Raw genomic sequence first — 17891 nt, 5'->3', positions numbered from 1 at the left:
GGGGAGGTGGTCGGATTGTTCTACGCACAACGAGAATTCGCGGCGTATGGGCCGTCACACCTGGTGGTCCTCGCGATCTTCGCCATAGGCGCTGCGCTACTGGTCTGGATCGGACGCCGGCAGACCGAAGCCCAGGCCCGGATGTTCGGCCGAATCTTCGCGGTCCTGATCCTGACGGCCTTCGTGGTGGCGTTGGTCTACAAACTGATCCGGCCAGATGTCCAGACGTCGGTGCAGATCCAGCTGTGCGACATCGCGGAGTTGATGGCTGCCTACGCGCTGTGGTCGCAACGGCATTGGGCGTTCGCGCTCACGTACTACTGGTGCCTGGTCCTGAGCTCGCAGGCGTTGATCACACCGGACGTAGGCACACCGGAAGAAGGCGCGCCCGATTTTCCCCACCACCTGTTCGTCACGTTCTTCGTGCTTCACGTTTTCGCGGTGTGGGCGGCCATCTACCTCACATGGGGCAGAGGCATGCGTCCCTGTTGGCGCAGTTACCGTTTCGTGGTCGTCATAACCCTGGTATGGGCGGCTTCGACGTTCATCTTCAACACGATCGTGGGGACCAATTACGGTTACCTCAACAGGAAACCCCCGACCGCGTCCCTGTTGGACGTCTTGGGTCCGTGGCCGCTGTATCTGCTGGCCGAGGTCACGATCGTCCTCATCGTGTGGGCACTGATGACATGGCCGTGGGAGCGGATGCGGAAGAATGCTGCCGAGAGCGCAAGCGTGGCTTGAGTCATCCGGCGGAGTTTGGTCCTCCGCAGGGTCACGCCCGCCACGAATCCGCAGAGCGCGCCCAGGAGAAAGACGTTCGGCGTGTGCCGCTTCTTTCGGCGCATCACGGCCGATGCGGTGAACCCGCAGAGCGCGGCGATGATGGCGACCGCGAGCAGCAGGGCAGTCGAAAGTGGCGGTCCCAACGAACCCATAGGCAACCTTCCGGGCGTCGTCTCATCGAGCCGCTGCCCCGATCAAATCACCTTCATCGCCAGCCAGGCATAGCCGTTCACTGTTCGTGACCAAAGCGAGTGCGAAGCGTTAGCGGCGCAGTTGCTATGTGATGGTCACACCGCCGTCGACGACGATGGTTTGACCGGTGACATAGCCACTGGCTTCGGAGGCGAGCCAAACCACCGTGGCCGACAGTTCATACGGCTCACCCACCCGGTTGAACACCACGCGGCTGGACAGCGTGCGATCGAGGTACCCCGGCGCATACTCGTCGGTCATCTCGGATTTGAAGAAGCCTGGCGCCAGAGCGTTGACACGTATGCCTTTTCGTCCGCCCCACTGCTGGGCGAGGTCGCGGGTGAGGCCGAGGATCGCAGCCTTGCTTGCGCTGTAGGCGGCTTGCGGCAGCGCCGCGGTGGTAAGACCCAAGACACTCGAGACGTTGATGATCGAACTCCCTGGCTGCATCACCCGCCCGCATGCTTGAGCGGCCCAATAGGAGCCGTTCAGGTTGACATCGATGACCGTGCGGAATTGTTCGGGAGTCTCCTTGACAGCGGGCACCGCGGTTCCGACGCCGGCGTTGTTCACCAGGACGTCGACACGACCGAACTCCTGCATCGCCGCATCGACGAGCGCGGCGCACTGTTCGGGATCCGCGACGTCGGTCTGGACGCTCAGTGAACGCCTGCCTGCTGTGCGTACGAGTTGCGCTGTTGCATCGAGCTTTTCGATCCGCCGGGCAGCCAGCACCACGTCGGCACCGGCTTGGGCGCACGCCTCGGCGAATGAGACGCCGAGGCCGGACGATGCGCCGGTGATGACGACGACCTTGTCGTCGAGTCGGAAGCGGTCCAGAATCGTCATCTCCGACGGTCTCCTGATCTGTCGTGGCCGGCTTCGATCGAACAACCGTAATGCGTCAGGATTGCGACGTTTGCAGGGGCGGTAGTTCAGAATCTCGCGACCGCACCCGCGTCGACGGGCAGCGCCGCCCCGGTGATGTATTGCGCCTCGTCGGACGCCAAAAACAGCACGGCGTTGCTCACGGCGCTCGCCTCGATCACTGGCTTCGGCAGCAGGTGGAAGTGCCCGATGACTTGCGTGGCGTCCTCCATCGTCGGATCGGTGAGGTCCGGTCGCACAGTGCGACGGAAGTGGTCGTTGTCGATCATCGGCGTCAGAATGTTGCCGGGATGGATCGAGTTGACCCTGATCCATTGTGGCGCAAGTTCATTGGCGAGGGAATTCATCAAGCCCACCACAGCGTGTTTCGCCGACGTATAGTGGGCCATGTAGCCGCCGCCGCGCAGGCCCAACATCGAGCTGACCAAGATGATCGATCCGCCGCCGTTGGTCATGTGCGGTAAGGCCGCCGTCACGGTGTGCCAAACGCCGGTCACGTTGATGTCGAGCATCGTCTGCCACGCGGACTCCTCGATCATCGCGGCAGGGGCCGGGCTGGCACTGATGCCGGCGTTGGCCACGACGATGTCGAGCGGGCCGAGTTCGCTCACGCCGCGGTCGACGGCCGCGCGGAGGCTTGCCAGGTCGCGCACGTCGGCCTTGGCGGTCACGATGCGCCGCCCCGACTTCTCGACCAGTGCCGCGGTGTCGGCCAGGTCCGCCTCGGAGGGTCCGGGGTATCCGGCAGCGTCGATGTCGTCGCAGACGTCGATCGCGATGATGTCGGCCCCTTCTTCGGCGAGCCGGATCGCATGTTCACGGCCCTGACCACGCGCAGCGCCGGTGATGAACGCGACCTTGCCGACGACTCTGCCGGCCTTCTTGTCTGCCATGAGGGCCTTTCACGCTATGCGGCTGCGGACACTGGACGCGAGCCCCTGGACGGCTCGGCGCAGAACGCTACACCGCGGTGGCGCTGCTCACTTTGTTCAACTCGGCTCGCGCATGCCGCTCCACGAGAAGCGGGACGAAGTCGCGGATACGGCTGCCCTCGAAACGCGCGTGCTGTTCATGGACGAGTCGCGATACCGCGTCGACGGGGACGCCGGGATAGGTCCCAGTGAGCCGGTCGGCGATCTGTTCGAGGATCTGCTGTTCACTCAACTCGATCACGCTGTGATCGTGCGCTTAGCACGCCTAATTGGTCAAGCCGCGGCTCCATGATTCCCGTCACGACCCGCCGCCGGCTACACATCCTCCAGAGCCTCGCCGATCTCCTGCGCGACGCGGCTGTGTTCGTTCTGCAGCAGTACATGACCGGCGGCCAACGCCAATGCGACCGGCCACTCGATGATTTCCACCGCCGCGAGCGCTCCGAGCGCACCGTAGAACGCGAGCTGTTCGGGTCGCGGAATTCGGACTCGACCGACGATCGGCAGATCCAGCGAGAACGTCTGAGCGTGGCGGACTCGTTGGACGGCATCGCGGTGGGTTGCGGCGTTTCGCGAGGATTCGGCCATTCGTTGCCCTCCCGTCATGGCGTGTTCGACGTCTGGACGCCCGATGTGTGGACCGTCGGAGGTGTGTCCCCAACTGGTGTGAAAACTTGCTCGGACCCGTTGACCGTCGTCTCCGGCTTGATCACGATCCCGCTGCGGGAACTGTATGCGGTGCTGTGGCGCATCGGCGTCGTCGACATCGAGGACTGAACGCGGCGCAGCACCCACGGTGCACATCCGGCCGCAGCCGTCGCCACCCCGGCGGTGCCCAACGCTTGCGTCCAACCCAGCGGACCCAGCGGTGTGCATCCGAGCATCTGGCTCACGCCGGGTGTACTGATGAGCACGCCGAGCGTGGCCAAAGACCCGACCGCGGTGCCAATCACCAGCGGGCTGTGTGAATCGATGAGCGTCTGCCCCAACTGAGTGCTCACCAACGCCACCAGTGCGACCGTCGACGCACGCCGCGGCGCCAGCGTGAACCCGGCCATCAGCCAGGCCGAGGTCGCCGCGGCGGCGGTCGTGGTGCCCCGGATCGCCACGGTGCGCCAGACCGCCGACCGGTTCGGGCCGCGGCCATCGTCGTCGGCCGACGCGACCGCCGGGCTGACAGCCAGCGCCGCCGCAGGCAGGGCGTCGGTCATCATGTTCACCAGCAGTAGCTGGCGGGTGTTCAGCGGCGAGCTTCCGGTCAGCGCCGAACCGACGATGGAGAACGCCACCTCACCCGCGTTGCCGCCCAGCAGCACCGCGACGGCCGCCTGCACCCGGCGCCACAACTGCCGGCCCTCGTCGAGCGCGTCGAGCATCGACCCGATCCGGCCGTCGAGCAACATGACGTCGGCCGCCGTGCGCGCCGGATCGCTGCCCCGCGCCGCGACCCCGATCCCAACCGTCGCAGACCGGATCGCCGCGGCATCGTTGGCGCCGTCACCGACCATCGCGCAGACCTGGCCGGTGCGCTCCAGGGTCTGCACCACTTGAACCTTGTGCTCCGGCGTCATCCGCGCGAACACCAGCTTGTCGCGCACCGCCCGCTCCTGGCCCCGGCGCGACAACCCCTCCCAGTCGCCGCCGCTGATCACCTGTCCTTCGGTGACCGGCATGCCCAACTCGGCCGCGATCGCCGTCGCCGTGACCGGATGGTCGCCGGTGAGAAGCCTGACGCCGATCCGCTGCTCCCGTAGCGAGGCGAGCAGCGGCGCGGACTCCGGACGCGGAGTGTCCGACAGGCCGAGAAGCCCGACGAACTGTAACCCGCTGCCGCACAACTTGATCAGCGCCTCGTCGCTGGCCTGCGCGGCCGCCGCCTGTCGAGGCGGGACGTCGCGGCGGGCGACGGCGATGACGCGCAGGCCCATTTCCGCCATTTCGCGCATGGCCCGCTTCACCTTCGGATCGAGGTTCTCGCATGCGTCGAGGATGACCTCGGGAGCGCCTTTGATGCACAGGCGCCCGTCGACCAGGGAAGCCGAGAACGGTCTGCCGGACCGGAACGGTAGATACGTGGCGCCGACGGGCGGTTCGTTCGCTTCGGGCGCGGCCGCCACCACAGCCGCGTCGGTGGCGTGCTCGTGGCGATGGCCGTTCTTGGGCGGGGTGGCTCGTGCGGCGCATTCGGCCACCTCTTCAGCGGTGACGCCGGAGCCGTTGTGCGCCTTGGCGACTCGCAGGCGGTTCTCGCTGAGCGTGCCGGTCTTGTCGAAGCAGACGACGTCCACGCGTCCGAGCGCCTCGACCGAGCGTGGGCTGCGAACCAGCACGCCTGCGCGAGTCAACCGCCGCGCCGCCGCCTGCTGGGCCAGCGTTGCCACCAGGGGAAGGCCTTCGGGCACGGCCGCGACCGCTACCGCCACTCCGCTGGTGACCGCGCGGCGCAGTGGCGCCATGCGCAGCAACCCGAGCCCGCTGACCAGCGCGCCACCGGCAAGGCTGAATGGAAGCGCCTGATTGGTCAGGTCGCGCAGCTGTGCCTGTAGCCCGACGGCGGACTTTTCGGCCGGTGCCACCTGGGCCGCCCGGCTGGCCTGGGTGGCGGCGCCGACGGCGGTGACGATCGCCACGGCCGTTCCGGCAACGACCGTCGTGGTGGCGTGCAACATGCAGCTTCGTTCGCCCAGCGCCGCACCCGGTGTCGCACCGGGTTGTTTGGCGACCGGAAGCGATTCGCCCGTGAGCGACGACTCGTCGACCTCGAGTTCGGCCGCCTCGACGATTCTCGCGTCGGCGGGCACGACCTCCCCGGGTCGCACTTCGATGACATCGCCGGGCTGCAGGTACACCGATTCGACAGTTTCGTGCCCGTCTTCGACGATGCGTCGAGCCAGCGGGTCCTGCACGGCGAGCATCCGGGTGAGCAGGCGCTCGGCCCGGACTTGTTGGGAGGCGGCGAGCATGGCGTTGCCGGTCAGCACCGAACCGACGAGGATCGCGTCGACCGGCGAACCGAGCAGCGCACTGGCCGCCGAGCCGACCGCCAGTACGGGCGTCAACGGATCCGAAAGCTCGCCACGCAGGGCGGTGGCGAGCTCCCTCGCCAACCGCAGCGCCGGCCCGGTCACCTGCTGTACCACGTCGGCAGACGCGCTTACTCCGACCGTCAACCGCGACTTCTGCTGCGCGGGGTCACGTTTCGGTACGGGCAACTGCTCGCGCACCTCGTCGACGGACATGGCGTGCCATTCGTGCATCGCAACGGGAGTCGGCGCGTCTTCACCGAGCACGTTGCGGGCCAGTAACAATCCGGTCGTCAGGCCGGCTGTGGCACCGGCGGTCACGGGTCCGGGGCCGCGTCCGCGGACACCAGGAATCATCAGCAGCGCACCCAACATCGAGGCGCTGGTCGCAAGTTCGACGCCCCGCTTACTCGCCTTGCGCGCCGCCGGTAAAGCGCGCATGATCCGCCACACGGCGCGTAGATCTGGGGCCAACAGATCGGCGCGCCAGGGTGGAGCACCGTCGTCGGCGATGAGGCCGATCGACACGTCTGCGGCCGAAATCGATTGTGCCGCTTGTGTTGATATCACCGCCACCGTGCGCCCGTCGCGCTGCAGCTTCGTGACGGTGTCGGCCAATGCCGCGTCAAGGCTGCCGTCGACCGGGTAGAGCTCGTCGAACGACGGGCGCAGGTCGTCGAGTTCGTCCGATTCGACCGACACCACCTCCGCGCCGGCACGTCGGATCTCGCCGACCACGTTCGGCGCCATCGGATGGTGGACGTGGCGGACCAGCACCTCCGCCGTCGCTGCGCCGTTGCTGTCGCCGTTGTTGTGAAGCGGTGCGCGATGCCAGCCGACGGCCAGTGAATTGTTGTCGAGGTTGTCGTGCGCCCACTTCCACACCGCGGCGCGGTCGCGGTCGGACACACCGCGCATCCGGCCGATCCGAAGCTGGTTGCCCACCAGTATCCGCGGGTCGACCACGACGGCGTCGACCCGATCGAGACGGCGGATGGCCTTCTGGTCGAGGGCGACGACGCCGTGCTTGTCGGCCAATCCGCGGCCGAGTGCCGCGGCGAAACCTTCGTGCGCGTTGCGGGCGGCCTTGGGTGTGGCCACCACCGCGGCAGTCCCAGCGGCGTTGATGTCGCGCGTGATGAGCCCGACCGAAGCGGCGGCGAGGCTCTGCGCCAGGCCGCTGCGTTGCGTATGGCGTTCCACCGGACCCGGGGGCGGCGGAGCGGGTCGGCGCGCCGCGACCAGCATCGAGGCATCTTCGGCGTGGGCCGCGATCGCCGGTTCGCGCCGCTGCCAGGCATTCGCGCTGGCGAGCGCCTCTGCCACCTGGGTCAGATGCCGGACCGTTTCCACAGCCAGGGATGTCGGCGCCTCGGTCACTGTGTAGACCGCTGCGGCAGCGATCGCGATCGCGGTGTCGGCGGCGCTCTGGCCGAGGCGGCTCTCGACCATGGCGCGTAAGCGTGGCTGGTAGTCCACGAGCGTGACCGCCGCGGTGAGCCCGGCGGGCAGTGCGGGCCACATCAGCGCGCGGCCGGCCACGGCGGTGCACAGCCCGACGCCGTTGGCGGTCGTCGCGATGATCTTGTGCGCCAGCACTATCCCGTCGGCGGGAAGGTCGGAAGGGCGCCCGTCACCGTTGTCGGCTCGATCTGCCGCCTGTGCCTCGGCGTCGGCGACGAGCCGGCACAGCCGTTCCATCGACGGCCCGTCCTCGGCGATGGTCACCACGACTCGCGACAGTGGTCGGTTGAGCCGCGCCGTACGCACCCCTGGCTCCCGGCGGAGGGCGTGCAGCACCGCCTCGGCCACGGTTTCGCTGTTCTCGTCGGACAGTCCGCGAACTTCGATCCAGCAGCGGTCCTCGTTGCGCCAACGCCGTCGGCTCGGCGTCCCGCCGAAGAGTTCCTTGACCGCAGTGGTGACCGCCGCGACCGAATCGGAGGTCAGGGTGATCGGCGCCGTGACGGCTGTCGTGACGCTTCCGACCAGCCTTCCGAGGAGCGGACTCACTTCGTGGTTCTGCGCCGCGAGGCCGTCGTCTTGCGCGCCGTCTTGGTCGCCGACTTGGCAGGCTTTCGGGACGAGGCACGGGATGACGTCGCCTTGCGGCTCGGCGCCTTGCGACTTGGTGCCTTCGCGGGCTTCGCGGGCGACGTGCCGGCCCGACCGTTGGTCGCCGACGAAGCCGAGGCGAGTGAGGGTGCCGCATCGATCCCTGCATCCGAGCGTCGGTTGAGTTGATGCACCACGAGCGCGGCGCCACCGACGGTGAGCAGGACGGGCCACTCGACCAACCCGGCGGCACCGATGGCGCCGATGGTGAGCGCGGCCGCCGCAGTCGAATGACTGCCGTTGTCGAGTCCGGCCCGCACTCCGGACGCCGCTCCCTTCAGGCCGCCGATCACACCGTTGACCGCCGCGCCGCCGACCGCACCGGCCGTCGCGGTAGTGACCTCAGCGGTCTTCGCCACAGCCTGGGTGGCGGCCGAAATGATGTTCATCGGAACTCCTCGCGCCTATTAACCCTCTAGTCATTCCCTGATAGGAGGGTTTATACCCGCGTTCGGTGAACGGATTTGAGTGCCTTTCGGCCCGAAGGCGTCGGTCAGCGTCGTCCGTCGGTGTGGCGGGTGAGGAAGTCGACGACGGCGTCGGCGAACAGGTCGTTGCGGTCGCCTGCGACCATGTGCCCGGCCCCGCCGACGTCGACGAACTCGATCTGCGGGAAGCGGGCGAGGAACTCCTCGGCGCGCTCCTGAGTGACGAGATCGCTCATCTGGCCTCGCACCAGGAGCATCGGAACGCCGCTACACAGAATCGTTTCGACCGCGGCGTGCATCCTGTCGACCTCGGTCACCTCGATCGGTGGCAGCGCCGCGGTGCCGTCGATGAACTTCGGGTCCCAGTGCCAATACCATCGGCCGTCGCGCTGGCGCAGGTTGGTGCGCAGGCCGTCGAGGTCGGTCGGTCGGGGCCGGTGCGGGTTGTACTGCTGGATCATGTCGGCGACCTCGTCGAGCGACGCGAACCCCGAGGCCATCCGTTCGGCCATGAAGTCGTGGATTCGCGACGCGCCGGACTCATTCATATCCGGCACGATGTCGACGAGCACGATCGCGCGCACGGCGTCCGGTGCGAGTTCGCCGGCGAGCAGCATCGCCGTGAACCCACCGAGCGAGGCGCCGACGATGACCGGTCGATCGGGAAGTCGTCGGAGCACTTCGAGGACGTCCTCGGCGAAGGTGGTGACGCGGTAGTCGCCGTCGGCAGACCAGTCCGATTCACCGTGTCCGCGGAAGTCGACAGTGACTGCCTGCCAACCGCGTTCGGCCACCGCCGCCGCCGCCCGGCCCCAGGATCGTCTCGTCTGACCGCCGCCGTGCAGGAAGACGGCCGCCGGCGCGTCGGGATCGCCGAGGCGGTCGGCGACTATGCGCACTCCATCTGCGCCGACGACCCGTAATACGTTGGGGGAAGGTTTCATAGCGCGGCGCCAGCGATGACGGTCCGGGTGATCGTCTCGGCTCGGCTCCGGCGGAACGAGCGGCCCTCACTGAGGATTCCGTAGACGATGCCGCCGACGATGGCGTCGGCCGCCGCTTGCGAGGTGGCGGCGTCAAGGCCGTCGGCCGACAGCCTCGCCTTGACGCTCTGGTGCAGGGGTGCGCTGAATCCGACTTGCATGCGCGCCTTGATGTCCTGGTGCTCCATCCCCGCCACGGTGAGGATGCGCAGCATGGCGTTCCCCCGTTCGGTGGTGAGTGTCTCCGCCAGTCTGGTGGACCATCGCGTGAGGTCTTCGGCCAGATCGTCGGTGTGGTCGACGGGGCGCAGGATCTTGTCGGCGTCCTCGAGCAGGACATCGGCGACCAGCGCAGGCCGGCTGGGCCACCAGCGGTAGATCGTCTGTTTCCCGACGCCGGCGCGCGCCGCCACCGCCTCGATGCTCAACCCGTCGAATCCGCGCTCGAGCAGTATCTCCTTCGTGGCATTGACGATCGCCAGTCGGGACTTCTCACTGCGACGCCGGGGCGCGCTCACAGGGGTGGTCATTGCTTCCTCCGCATCTGACGGCTTTACAGATGGTGACAGCAACACCTAGTCTTGGCAAGACGAGACGGTCCGTCTCGATAAATGTGAAGAAGCGAGCAAGGTGACCACAGCCGATCAGCGCGCCGGATGCCATCGATGAAGAAGCTCGTGATCGGCGCCAGTGGATTTCTGGGGTCGCACGTCACCAAGCACTTGGTCGCGCGCGGAGACGACGTGCGGGTGTTGATCCGAGCGACGAGCTCGACGCGAGGTATCGACGGACTGCCGGTCGAAATTCGCCACGGTGACATCTTCGACCTCGAGAGCGTGCGTGAGGCGATGCGTGGCTGCGACGTCGTCTACTACTGCGTGGTCGACGCCCGCCCCTGGCTGCTCGATCCGACACCGCTGTGGCGCACCAACGTCGACGGACTGCGCGGGGTACTCGACATCGCCGTCGAGGCCGACCTCGAGCGCTTCGTGTTCACCAGTTCGATCGGCACGATCGGACGGTCGACGGACGGGCTCGCGGATGAAACCACCGCGCACAACTGGCTCGACGTCGGCGGGGACTACATTCGCAGCCGGGTGCAGGCCGAGCGGATGGTGCTGCAATACAGCGTCGAGAACGGGCTGCCCGCCGTGGCGATGTGTGTGGCGAACTCGTTCGGTCCGGGCGACTGGCTTCCGACGCCGCACGGCGCGCTGCTGTCCGCGGCCGTGCACGGCAAGATGCCGTTCTACATCGACGGTTACGAGGCGGAGGTGGTCGGTATCGAGGACGCGGCCCATGCCCTCGTGCTCGCGGGAGAGCAGGGCCGCGTCGGCGAGCGGTACATCGTCTCCGAACGCTGGATGAGCACGCGGGAGATCCACGAGATCGGCTGCGCGGCAGTGGGAGCGGCGCCGCCTCGGCGACGGATACCGATCCAGGTGATGGCGGCGGCCAGCTACCCGAACAGCTGGATCGCCGGATTTCGCGGGCATGACACCAAGCTGACGCCGCTGAACATCCGGCTGATGCACATCATGACTCCGCTGGACCATTCGAAGGCGGTCTGCGAACTCGGCTGGAACCCGTCGCCCACCCCCGACGCGATCGTCGCCGCGGCAAGGTTCTTTCGCGAAACGCGCCGCACCAGCAGGGCGGCCCGATGACCCTGGCACTCACCTCCGAACAACGCGAGCTCAGCGCCTCGGTCGGCCAGTTCGCCGCACGCCGCGCTCCGATCGCCGCCACGCGTGAGGCACTCGATCTGCTGGCGCAAGGCCACCTTCCGCCCTGGTGGGAGGAACTCTGCGCCAGCGGTTTTCACGCCGTGCACCTTCCGGAGCGCTACGGGGGTCAGGGCGGCGAACTGCTTGATGCCGCCTGTGTACTCGAAGCGGCAGGCAAGGCGTCGCTGCCCGGCCCGCTGCTACCCACGGTGACGACGGGCGCGGTCGCGTCGCTTGCCGAACCATCCCCATCGGCCGAGGCGCTTCTGACCCGTTTGGCCGGGGGCCTGGCGGCTGTTGTCGTGCTGCCGCGCGACTCGCAGTTCACCGTCCAGCTCGACGGCGACCGGTGGCTGATCTCCGGCGGCTCCGGTTTGGCGTCCGGAGTGTGCACGGCCGCAACCGCTTTGGTGGGTGCCGTCACCGAGGAAGGGCAGATGGTCTGGGCCGCCGTCGACACAGTGCACCCCGCCGTCGCGGTCGAGGCCGTCGCAGGTACTGATCTGTTGACAGACCTCGGCACGATGCGCCTCACCGCATATCCGGTCGAGCAAGCCGATGTTCTTCATGGCATCGACGCCGAGCGGGCCGAATACCTCGCGACCGCGCTGACCGCCAGCATGGCCGCGGGAATCGCACAGTGGTGCGTGGAAGCCGCGACCGCACACCTGCACACCCGCGAGCAGTTCGGCAAGCTCATCGGAACGTTCCAGGCGCTGCAGCACAACGCGGCGATGCTGTTGGTCAACAGCGAGTTGGCCAGCGCCGCAACGTGGGACGCCGTTCGGGCGACAGGTGAACCGCTCGACCAGCATCGGATGGCCGCGGCCGGCGCAGCACTGATGGCAATTGCGCCCTGCCCGGACCTCGCACTCGACACACTGACCATGTTCGGCGCGATCGGTTTCACCTGGGAACACGACCTACACTTGTACTGGCGCCGTGCCACCAGCCTGGCCGCGTCGATCGGACCGAGAAGCCGCTGGGCCCGGCGACTCGGCGAGGTGACCACCACGCAGGAGCGCAACTTCTCGGTCGACCTGGGCGACGCCGAATCGGAGTTCCGCGCCCGCGTGGCCGCGACGTTGGACACCGCCGCGGCGTTGCGCAATGACAGGCCGGGACGCCAGGGCGACTACGAGCACTTCGCCACCGGAGCGCAGCGGACGGCGATCGCCGAGGCGGGGCTGATCGCGCCGCACTGGCCACCGCCGTGGGGGTTCGACGCCAGCCCGCTGCAGCAACTGATCATCGACGAGGAGTTCGGCAAGCGTCGCGCCCTGGTGCGCCCGTCCCTGGGCATCGCCGAGTGGATCCTGCCGTCACTGATCAAGGCGGGATCAAAAGAACTGCAGGAGCGGCTTATTCCGGCAACCCAACGCGGAGAACTCGCGTGGTGCCAGCTGTTCAGCGAGCCGGGAGCGGGTTCGGACCTCGCTGCACTGACGACGCGGGCGACCAAGGTCGACGGCGGTTGGCGCGTCAGCGGACACAAGATCTGGACCTCGTCAGCGCATCGGGCGGACTTCGGGGCGCTGTTGGCCCGAACGGATCCGACCGCCGCCAAGCATCGCGGCATCGGGTACTTCATCGTCAACATGCGGTCGGAGGGTATCGAGGTTCAGCCGATCAAGCAGGCGAGCGGCGAGCAGGAGTTCAACGAGGTCTTCCTCGACGACGTTTTCGTGCCCGACGAGATGCTGCTCGGCGAACCCACTGGTGGATGGGCGCTGGCCATCGCCACGATGGCCGAGGAGCGCTCGGCCATCAGTGGTTACGTCCAGTACGACCGGGCCGCACCGCTGCGTCGGCTCGCCGCGGGAGAGGAGCGCGACGACGTCGTGCGCGAACTCGGTGAACTCGACGCGTACGCCAATGCGATCAAGGCGCTGGGTGTGCGGGAAACCATCCGGTTGCTCGGCGGGCAGGGGGCCGGGCCAGCCTCCAGCATCGCCAAGGTCGCGATGAACGTGCTTCTGCGCCGGACATTTTCAGCCACGCTGGGGTCGTCGGGCCGGATCGCGATGGCCATCGACTCCGACGTTGTGCAACCTTATCTACGGGTCCCCGCCGAGTTGATCGGCGGCGGCACGAAGGAGATCCAGCTCAACATCATCGCTCAGATGATCCTCGGTCTTCCGCGAAGGTAACGAATCGAAGGACAGCACATGGGATTACGCGGCGAAGCGGCGATCGTCGGCTACGTCGAGCTACCGCCCGAGCGGATGAACAAGGCTGCAGCAAGTGGTAGACCGGCTCCGTTCACCCTCGAGCAGTGGGCGGCATCGACCATGTGGCGGGCTGCATCTGACGCAGGCACTGTTACAAGACGCACCTACGGTTGAGATTGCATTGAGGGTCGTACACGGTCATCGCAGCCCTGAGTGCAATCTCGGCCATAGCGTCGCGAGGCAACATCCGCCGTCTACGCCCGCTTTCGGGCAAGTCCGGCAAGGTGCACCAGGGAGTTGTCGAGGTGCTGCCCGTCGAAGGGCGGGAACGCGATGTGTTCGCGAATTTCCGGAGGTACCGCAGACCAGTCGTACGTCAAGGTGACCTCCGCCCGGTCGTCGCCCACCGCCTCGATGTCGTAGCGCCAGATCCAGCCGCCGAAGTCGAGGTTGGAGTCGTCCGCGCCTTGGCCGGGCTGCCACGCAATCGCGTACGGCGGCGCGAAGACCTCGATCCGGTTGGCCATCTCATAGTGCATGCCCCCGTAGTTCTGGTGGTACATCGCCATCCGGAAGACCTGGCCGACTTCAGTCAGCCGCTTGCCGTCGAGCGACTCCCGCACCCAACCGGTACCGTCGATCGCCTGATGGTTGGTCGGGTCGGCCAGCACCGCGAACACGGTTTCGGCGGGCGCGTCGATGGTGCAGGTGGACTTGATGGTTTCGTCAGTCATGCCCGTACCGACCAACGGCGGCCAAAAAACTCATCGCCACAAGCCAACCGGCAGGTCAGCCCGGGGCACTACGTCCGGCGCAGCGGTGCCAGCAGCGCCTCCAGCCCGTGGTCGAACACCGCGTCGTAGTCGGTCGGCGACTGCAGTGCCTCCACCAGCGCCCGGTCGGGCCAGTCGTCGGTCCACAGCGACGGGTCCTCCTCATCGTGCTTTTCCCCGCGCACGGCCGAGAACTGCATCACCGCAGACGATATGACGTGCACCTCCACCGAGCGCAACACCAGCGCGGCGTCGGTTCCCGTGACGCCGAGCTCGGCGAGGTGCGTCGCCAACGCCTGCTGAACCGGCAGGAACAATCGCGGCGTCTTGTCCCGCTCGTGCGCGATCGCAAGCAGATGTTGCCGGTCGATCAGTACCCGCCGCTGAGCGTGCGCAAGCGAGGCGATGCGGTCGACGGCGGTGTCGCCCTCGGCCGGGAGACGCGCCATCTCGTCGACCAACCGGTCCACCAGGCTGTCGAAGAGCTTGTCGCGGCCGCCGACATGCCAGTAGATCGACGTCACCGCCACCCCGAGTTGCTGCGCCAACCCGCGCATGGTGAAGCCGTCCACTCCGTGCAGCTCGATCATTCTGGCCGCGGTGTCGAGGATGGCCTCCGCGCTGACCGTGTCGGCCGCCGGTCTCTTAGCGCTGCGCCGCGGCGGCGTCGGGGAGGTCACTGGGCTCACCCCCGGTCATCCGGTCGGACTGCGGCAGGTCGAGGTAGCGCTCCAGGTTACGGTGCATGTTGATCACCCGGCGCTCCTCGTTGGACAGTGTCAGGTGCGTGAAGCCGGGCTGGTGCAGACCTCGCTGCAGCCCGGCCAGCACCGAGATGTCCTGGGTGAGAACAAGTCCGGGGTGCGCCTCGGCCGCGGTCATGCGCACGTCGACGGGCTCGGCGCGCGGGGCGCCCGGCGGCATCCGCATCCACAACAGCATCACCAGCTCTCCGTGGTCCGGGTCGGGGCCGGGATGCGACGTCATCACCGTCAGATGGTCGGCGTACATCAGCAGCGTCATGTTCGGGAACACGTTGTACTGGTGCAGCCGCATCACCTCGTCGGTGCCCGCCCAGCTGAGATCCACGCCGCGCGAGGCGGCGAAGGCGCGGGTTCGCGCGGCGATCACATCGGTCACCGACGCGCCGGGTTCGCGCTCGTCGGGCATCGGAGCGCCCTCTTCGACGCCCATCAACGCACCTTGGGTACTGACGTAGGCGTCCCACACCTCGCGGTCGGTCAGCTGCTCGTTGAGCTGCGGGCTCGAAACGCCGTAGAGTTGTTCCGATTTGCCGGTGTGCCCCCAAATTGTCTGCGGCGCATACACATCGTCCATGCACCGGTGCAGTTCCGGGTGCAGGGTCTGGATGTGGTAGGTCTCGCTGTACCCGTCGGCGATCGTCTTCCAGTTAGCGTCGACATCGATCGTCATCGTGGCGTAGCAACGAAAGTCGCCGAGTCCGCACCACTCGACGTCCCGCGGCATCTCTTCCAGATAGTCGAGCAGCGGCATCGCGTCGACGTCGAGGTTGACGAAGACCAGCCGCTCCCACGTGTCGACAGCGGCAGGCACGAGCGGGAAGTCGGCCATGCGCAACGTGCCGAAGCCCTTGCGGTTTGGCACCCGCCGCAGCGCACCGGCGAGATCCCACGTCCAACCGTGGTATCCGCACCGCAGTTCGCGCAAGCCCGAACCGGAGCCCGCGCACACTGAGTTGCCGCGGTGGCGACACACGTTCTGGAAGGCGCGCAGCTTCCCGTCGTCGCCGCGCACGACGAGCATAGAGTAGGCCCCGCACCGGTATTCGAAATAGTCGCCGGGCTCGGCGACATGGTCGACAGTGCAGGCCAGCTGCCAGACCCGCGGCCACATCCGCTCCGCCTCGAGTTGCGCGAACGCCGGCGAGTAGTACCGCTCGGCGGGCACCAGGGTCGGCCGCGCCGGCGGCATGCCGATCGCATCCTCGCGCCGAACGCTCTGCGTGTGCGTCACAAAATGTCCCTCCGAACTCGGCGCCGCCACTCTGTAACGGTGTTACAGTGCGAATCCTAACGGCCCGCACTCGCATTTGGAGGAGCAATCGTGTTCGACCTCAAGATCACCGGAGGAACCGTCGTTGACGGCACGGGCGGCGATCGCTTCGACGCCGATGTCGCGGTCAAGGACGGCAAGATCGTCGAGCTCCGTCGCCGCGGCCCTGGTGATCCGCCGCTGGACGGTGAGGCCGCCGAGATCATCGACGCGACCGGGAAGATCGTCGCGCCCGGCTTCGTCGACATCCACACCCACTACGACGGTCAGGTCAGCTGGGACAGCACGCTCGAACCCTCCAGCAGCCACGGGGTCACCACCGTCGTCACCGGCAACTGCGGTGTCGGGTTCGCCCCGGTGCGGCCGGGCCAGGAGGAATGGCTGATCGGCTTGATGGAGGGCGTCGAGGACATTCCCGGCGCCGCGCTCACCGAGGGCATTTCGTGGGGATGGGAGAGCTACCCCGAGTACCTCGACGTCGTCGGCAAGCAGGAATTCGCGATCGACGTCGGCAGTCAGATCGCCCACGGCTCGGTTCGGGCGTACGCGATGGGTGAGCGCGGCGCCCGCAACGAGCCCGCCACACCCGAGGACATCGCCGCCATGGCCCGCCTGGTGCAGGAAGGGATCGAGGCTGGCGCCATGGGGTTCTCGACGTCGCGCACCCTGGGCCACCGCGCCATCGACGGTGAGCCGGTGCCGGGAACCTTCGCCGCCGAGGACGAACTGTTCGGACTCGGCCGCGCGATGGCCGCGGGCGGGCGGGCGGTTTTCGAGTTGGCGCCGCAGGGCGTCGCGGGCGAGGACATCATCGCGCCGAAGAAAGAATTGGAATGGATGAAGCGCCTCGCCGCGGAGATCGACCGGCCCATCTCGTTCGGGATGATCCAGGTCGACGCGGCGCCCGACCTGTGGCGCGAACAACTGGACATCTCGGCCGAAGCGCATGCGGCGGGCAGCCAGCTGTACCCCCAAATCGCGGCGCGCCCCTTCGGGATGCTGTTCGGCTTCCCGGGTCACCACGCGTTCACCCACCGCCCGACCTTTCGCCGGCTGAAGGCCGAATGCAGCCGCGAGGAGTTGGCGCAGCGCCTGGCCGATCCGGCGGTCAAGGCCGCGATTCTCTCCGAAGACGACCTGCCGCCCGACCCGAACATGTTGTTCGACAACATGTTCGCGCTCGTGCAGTATTCGCTCGGTCGCATCTATGCGCTGGGCGATCCGCCCGACTACGAGCCGACCGTCGAACGCACCGTCGAGAAAATCGCCAGTGATCGTGGGGAAGACCCGCTGTCCACGCTCTACGACCTGATGCTCGAGGACAACGCGACGGCCATGCTGATGCTGCCGTTCTACAACTACTTCTACGGTAACCACGACGCTATCCGGGAGATGTTGCTGCATCCGGCCGGCGTGGTCGGATTGTCCGACGGCGGCGCGCACTGTGGCATGATCTGCGACGCGTCGTATCCGACATTCCTGCTGACGCACTGGGCGCGTGATCGTCACCGCGGGCAGAAGCTGCCGCTGGAGTATGTGGTTCGCAAACAGTCCCATGACACCGCGCACCTGTTCGGGCTGACCGACCGTGGCGTCATTCAAACCGGCAAGAAGGCCGACATCAACGTCATCGACCTGGAGGCGCTGACCCTGCATCCGGCGAAAATGGCGTACGACCTGCCCGCCGGCGGCCAGCGCCTCGTGCAGGGCGCCAGCGGCTACAGCGCCACGATCGTCAGTGGCGTCGTCACCCGTCGCGACAATGTGGACACCGGCGCGCGTCCCGGTCGATTGGTACGCGGCGCCCGCTGACCGAGCCCGCTTTGCCGGCTATGCCTC

At 67.4% G+C, this 17891-nt stretch carries 15 protein-coding genes and 1 pseudogene; 5 read left to right on the top strand and 11 right to left on the bottom strand.

The window, feature by feature from the left end; translation table 11 throughout:
* Positions 1-6 precede the first annotated feature (6 nt).
* Positions 7-744, top strand: coding sequence for a YwaF family protein (locus G6N18_RS09255; RefSeq protein WP_083002133.1), 738 nt, complete (start codon positions 7-9; stop codon positions 742-744).
* Between the two features lie 318 nt (positions 745-1062).
* Here G6N18_RS09255 and G6N18_RS09250 read toward each other — a convergent pair whose 3' ends face one another.
* From G6N18_RS09250 to G6N18_RS09235, 4 genes are all read right to left on the bottom strand, one after another.
* Positions 1063-1827 carry an SDR family NAD(P)-dependent oxidoreductase gene (locus G6N18_RS09250; protein WP_083002128.1) on the bottom strand — a complete coding sequence of 255 codons (765 nt, stop codon included), beginning with the start codon at positions 1825-1827 and terminating at the stop codon, positions 1063-1065.
* Between the two features lie 86 nt (positions 1828-1913).
* The gene (locus G6N18_RS09245; protein ID WP_083002126.1) at positions 1914-2759 is read right to left on the bottom strand and encodes a mycofactocin-coupled SDR family oxidoreductase; all 846 of its coding nucleotides are present in this window, start codon (positions 2757-2759) and stop codon (positions 1914-1916) included.
* A 67-nt stretch (positions 2760-2826) separates the two neighbouring features.
* Positions 2827-3039 carry a three-helix bundle dimerization domain-containing protein gene (locus G6N18_RS09240; RefSeq protein WP_067214732.1) on the bottom strand — a complete coding sequence of 71 codons (213 nt, stop codon included), beginning with the start codon at positions 3037-3039 and terminating at the stop codon, positions 2827-2829.
* A gap of 74 nt (positions 3040-3113) precedes the next feature.
* The gene (locus G6N18_RS09235) at positions 3114-3386 is read right to left on the bottom strand and encodes a hypothetical protein (protein WP_083002123.1); all 273 of its coding nucleotides are present in this window, start codon (positions 3384-3386) and stop codon (positions 3114-3116) included.
* On the opposite strand from G6N18_RS09235, the gene G6N18_RS24515 reads away from it, so the two are divergent.
* Positions 3327-3575 (top strand): Rv1535 domain-containing protein, encoded by a 249-nt coding sequence (locus tag G6N18_RS24515; protein WP_237671821.1) that lies wholly within the window; start codon positions 3327-3329, stop codon positions 3573-3575. The genes G6N18_RS09235 and G6N18_RS24515 overlap by 60 nt on opposite strands.
* Here the strand turns inward: G6N18_RS24515 and G6N18_RS24890 are convergent.
* The 4 genes and pseudogenes from G6N18_RS24890 to G6N18_RS09215 form a co-directional block, all read right to left on the bottom strand.
* A pseudogene (locus tag G6N18_RS24890) lies at positions 3521-7834 on the bottom strand (HAD-IC family P-type ATPase); the annotation flags it as partial. The gene G6N18_RS24515 and the pseudogene G6N18_RS24890 sit on opposite strands and share 55 nt — an antisense overlap.
* Complete coding sequence (locus G6N18_RS09225; RefSeq protein WP_083002118.1) at positions 7831-8325, bottom strand: hypothetical protein; 495 nt, start codon at positions 8323-8325, stop codon at positions 7831-7833. The gene G6N18_RS09225 and the pseudogene G6N18_RS24890, both read right to left, overlap by 4 nt.
* A gap of 104 nt (positions 8326-8429) precedes the next feature.
* Complete coding sequence (locus G6N18_RS09220) at positions 8430-9308, bottom strand: alpha/beta fold hydrolase (protein ID WP_082949153.1); 879 nt, start codon at positions 9306-9308, stop codon at positions 8430-8432.
* Positions 9305-9877, bottom strand: coding sequence for a TetR/AcrR family transcriptional regulator (locus G6N18_RS09215; RefSeq protein WP_083002115.1), 573 nt, complete (start codon positions 9875-9877; stop codon positions 9305-9307). Before G6N18_RS09215 ends, G6N18_RS09220 begins: the two co-directional genes overlap by 4 nt.
* Positions 9878-10012: 135 nt before the next feature.
* On the opposite strand from G6N18_RS09215, the gene G6N18_RS09210 reads away from it, so the two are divergent.
* Together G6N18_RS09210 and G6N18_RS09205 are read left to right on the top strand one after the other, a co-directional pair.
* Positions 10013-11014, top strand: coding sequence for an NAD-dependent epimerase/dehydratase family protein (locus G6N18_RS09210; RefSeq protein ID WP_083002112.1), 1002 nt, complete (start codon positions 10013-10015; stop codon positions 11012-11014).
* Positions 11011-13224: an acyl-CoA dehydrogenase family protein gene (locus G6N18_RS09205; RefSeq protein ID WP_083002110.1), complete on the top strand. Its 2214-nt coding sequence runs from the start codon at positions 11011-11013 to the stop codon at positions 13222-13224. The genes G6N18_RS09210 and G6N18_RS09205 overlap by 4 nt, the downstream gene beginning before the upstream one ends.
* Positions 13225-13499: 275 nt before the next feature.
* On the opposite strand, the gene G6N18_RS09200 is transcribed toward G6N18_RS09205, so the two are convergent.
* The 3 genes from G6N18_RS09200 to G6N18_RS09190 form a co-directional block, all read right to left on the bottom strand.
* Positions 13500-13979, bottom strand: coding sequence for an SRPBCC family protein (locus G6N18_RS09200; RefSeq protein ID WP_083002107.1), 480 nt, complete (start codon positions 13977-13979; stop codon positions 13500-13502).
* Between the two features lie 68 nt (positions 13980-14047).
* Positions 14048-14698: a TetR/AcrR family transcriptional regulator gene (locus tag G6N18_RS09195; protein WP_234806158.1), complete on the bottom strand. Its 651-nt coding sequence runs from the start codon at positions 14696-14698 to the stop codon at positions 14048-14050.
* Positions 14664-15971, bottom strand: a complete 1308-nt coding sequence (locus tag G6N18_RS09190; protein WP_083002211.1) for an aromatic ring-hydroxylating oxygenase subunit alpha — start codon at positions 15969-15971, stop codon at positions 14664-14666. The genes G6N18_RS09195 and G6N18_RS09190 overlap by 35 nt, the downstream gene beginning before the upstream one ends.
* A gap of 132 nt (positions 15972-16103) precedes the next feature.
* Between G6N18_RS09190 and G6N18_RS09185 the strand changes: the two genes are divergently transcribed.
* Positions 16104-17864, top strand: a complete 1761-nt coding sequence (locus tag G6N18_RS09185) for an N-acyl-D-amino-acid deacylase family protein (RefSeq protein ID WP_083002103.1) — start codon at positions 16104-16106, stop codon at positions 17862-17864.
* Positions 17865-17891: the final 27 nt, after the last annotated feature.

Origin of the sequence: Mycolicibacterium celeriflavum, assembly GCF_010731795.1 — a bacterium.
GTDB classification, from domain to species: domain Bacteria; phylum Actinomycetota; class Actinomycetes; order Mycobacteriales; family Mycobacteriaceae; genus Mycobacterium; species Mycobacterium celeriflavum.
The sequence above is the reverse complement of the archived record's forward strand: the minus strand, read 5'-3'. Positions and strand labels throughout refer to the sequence as shown.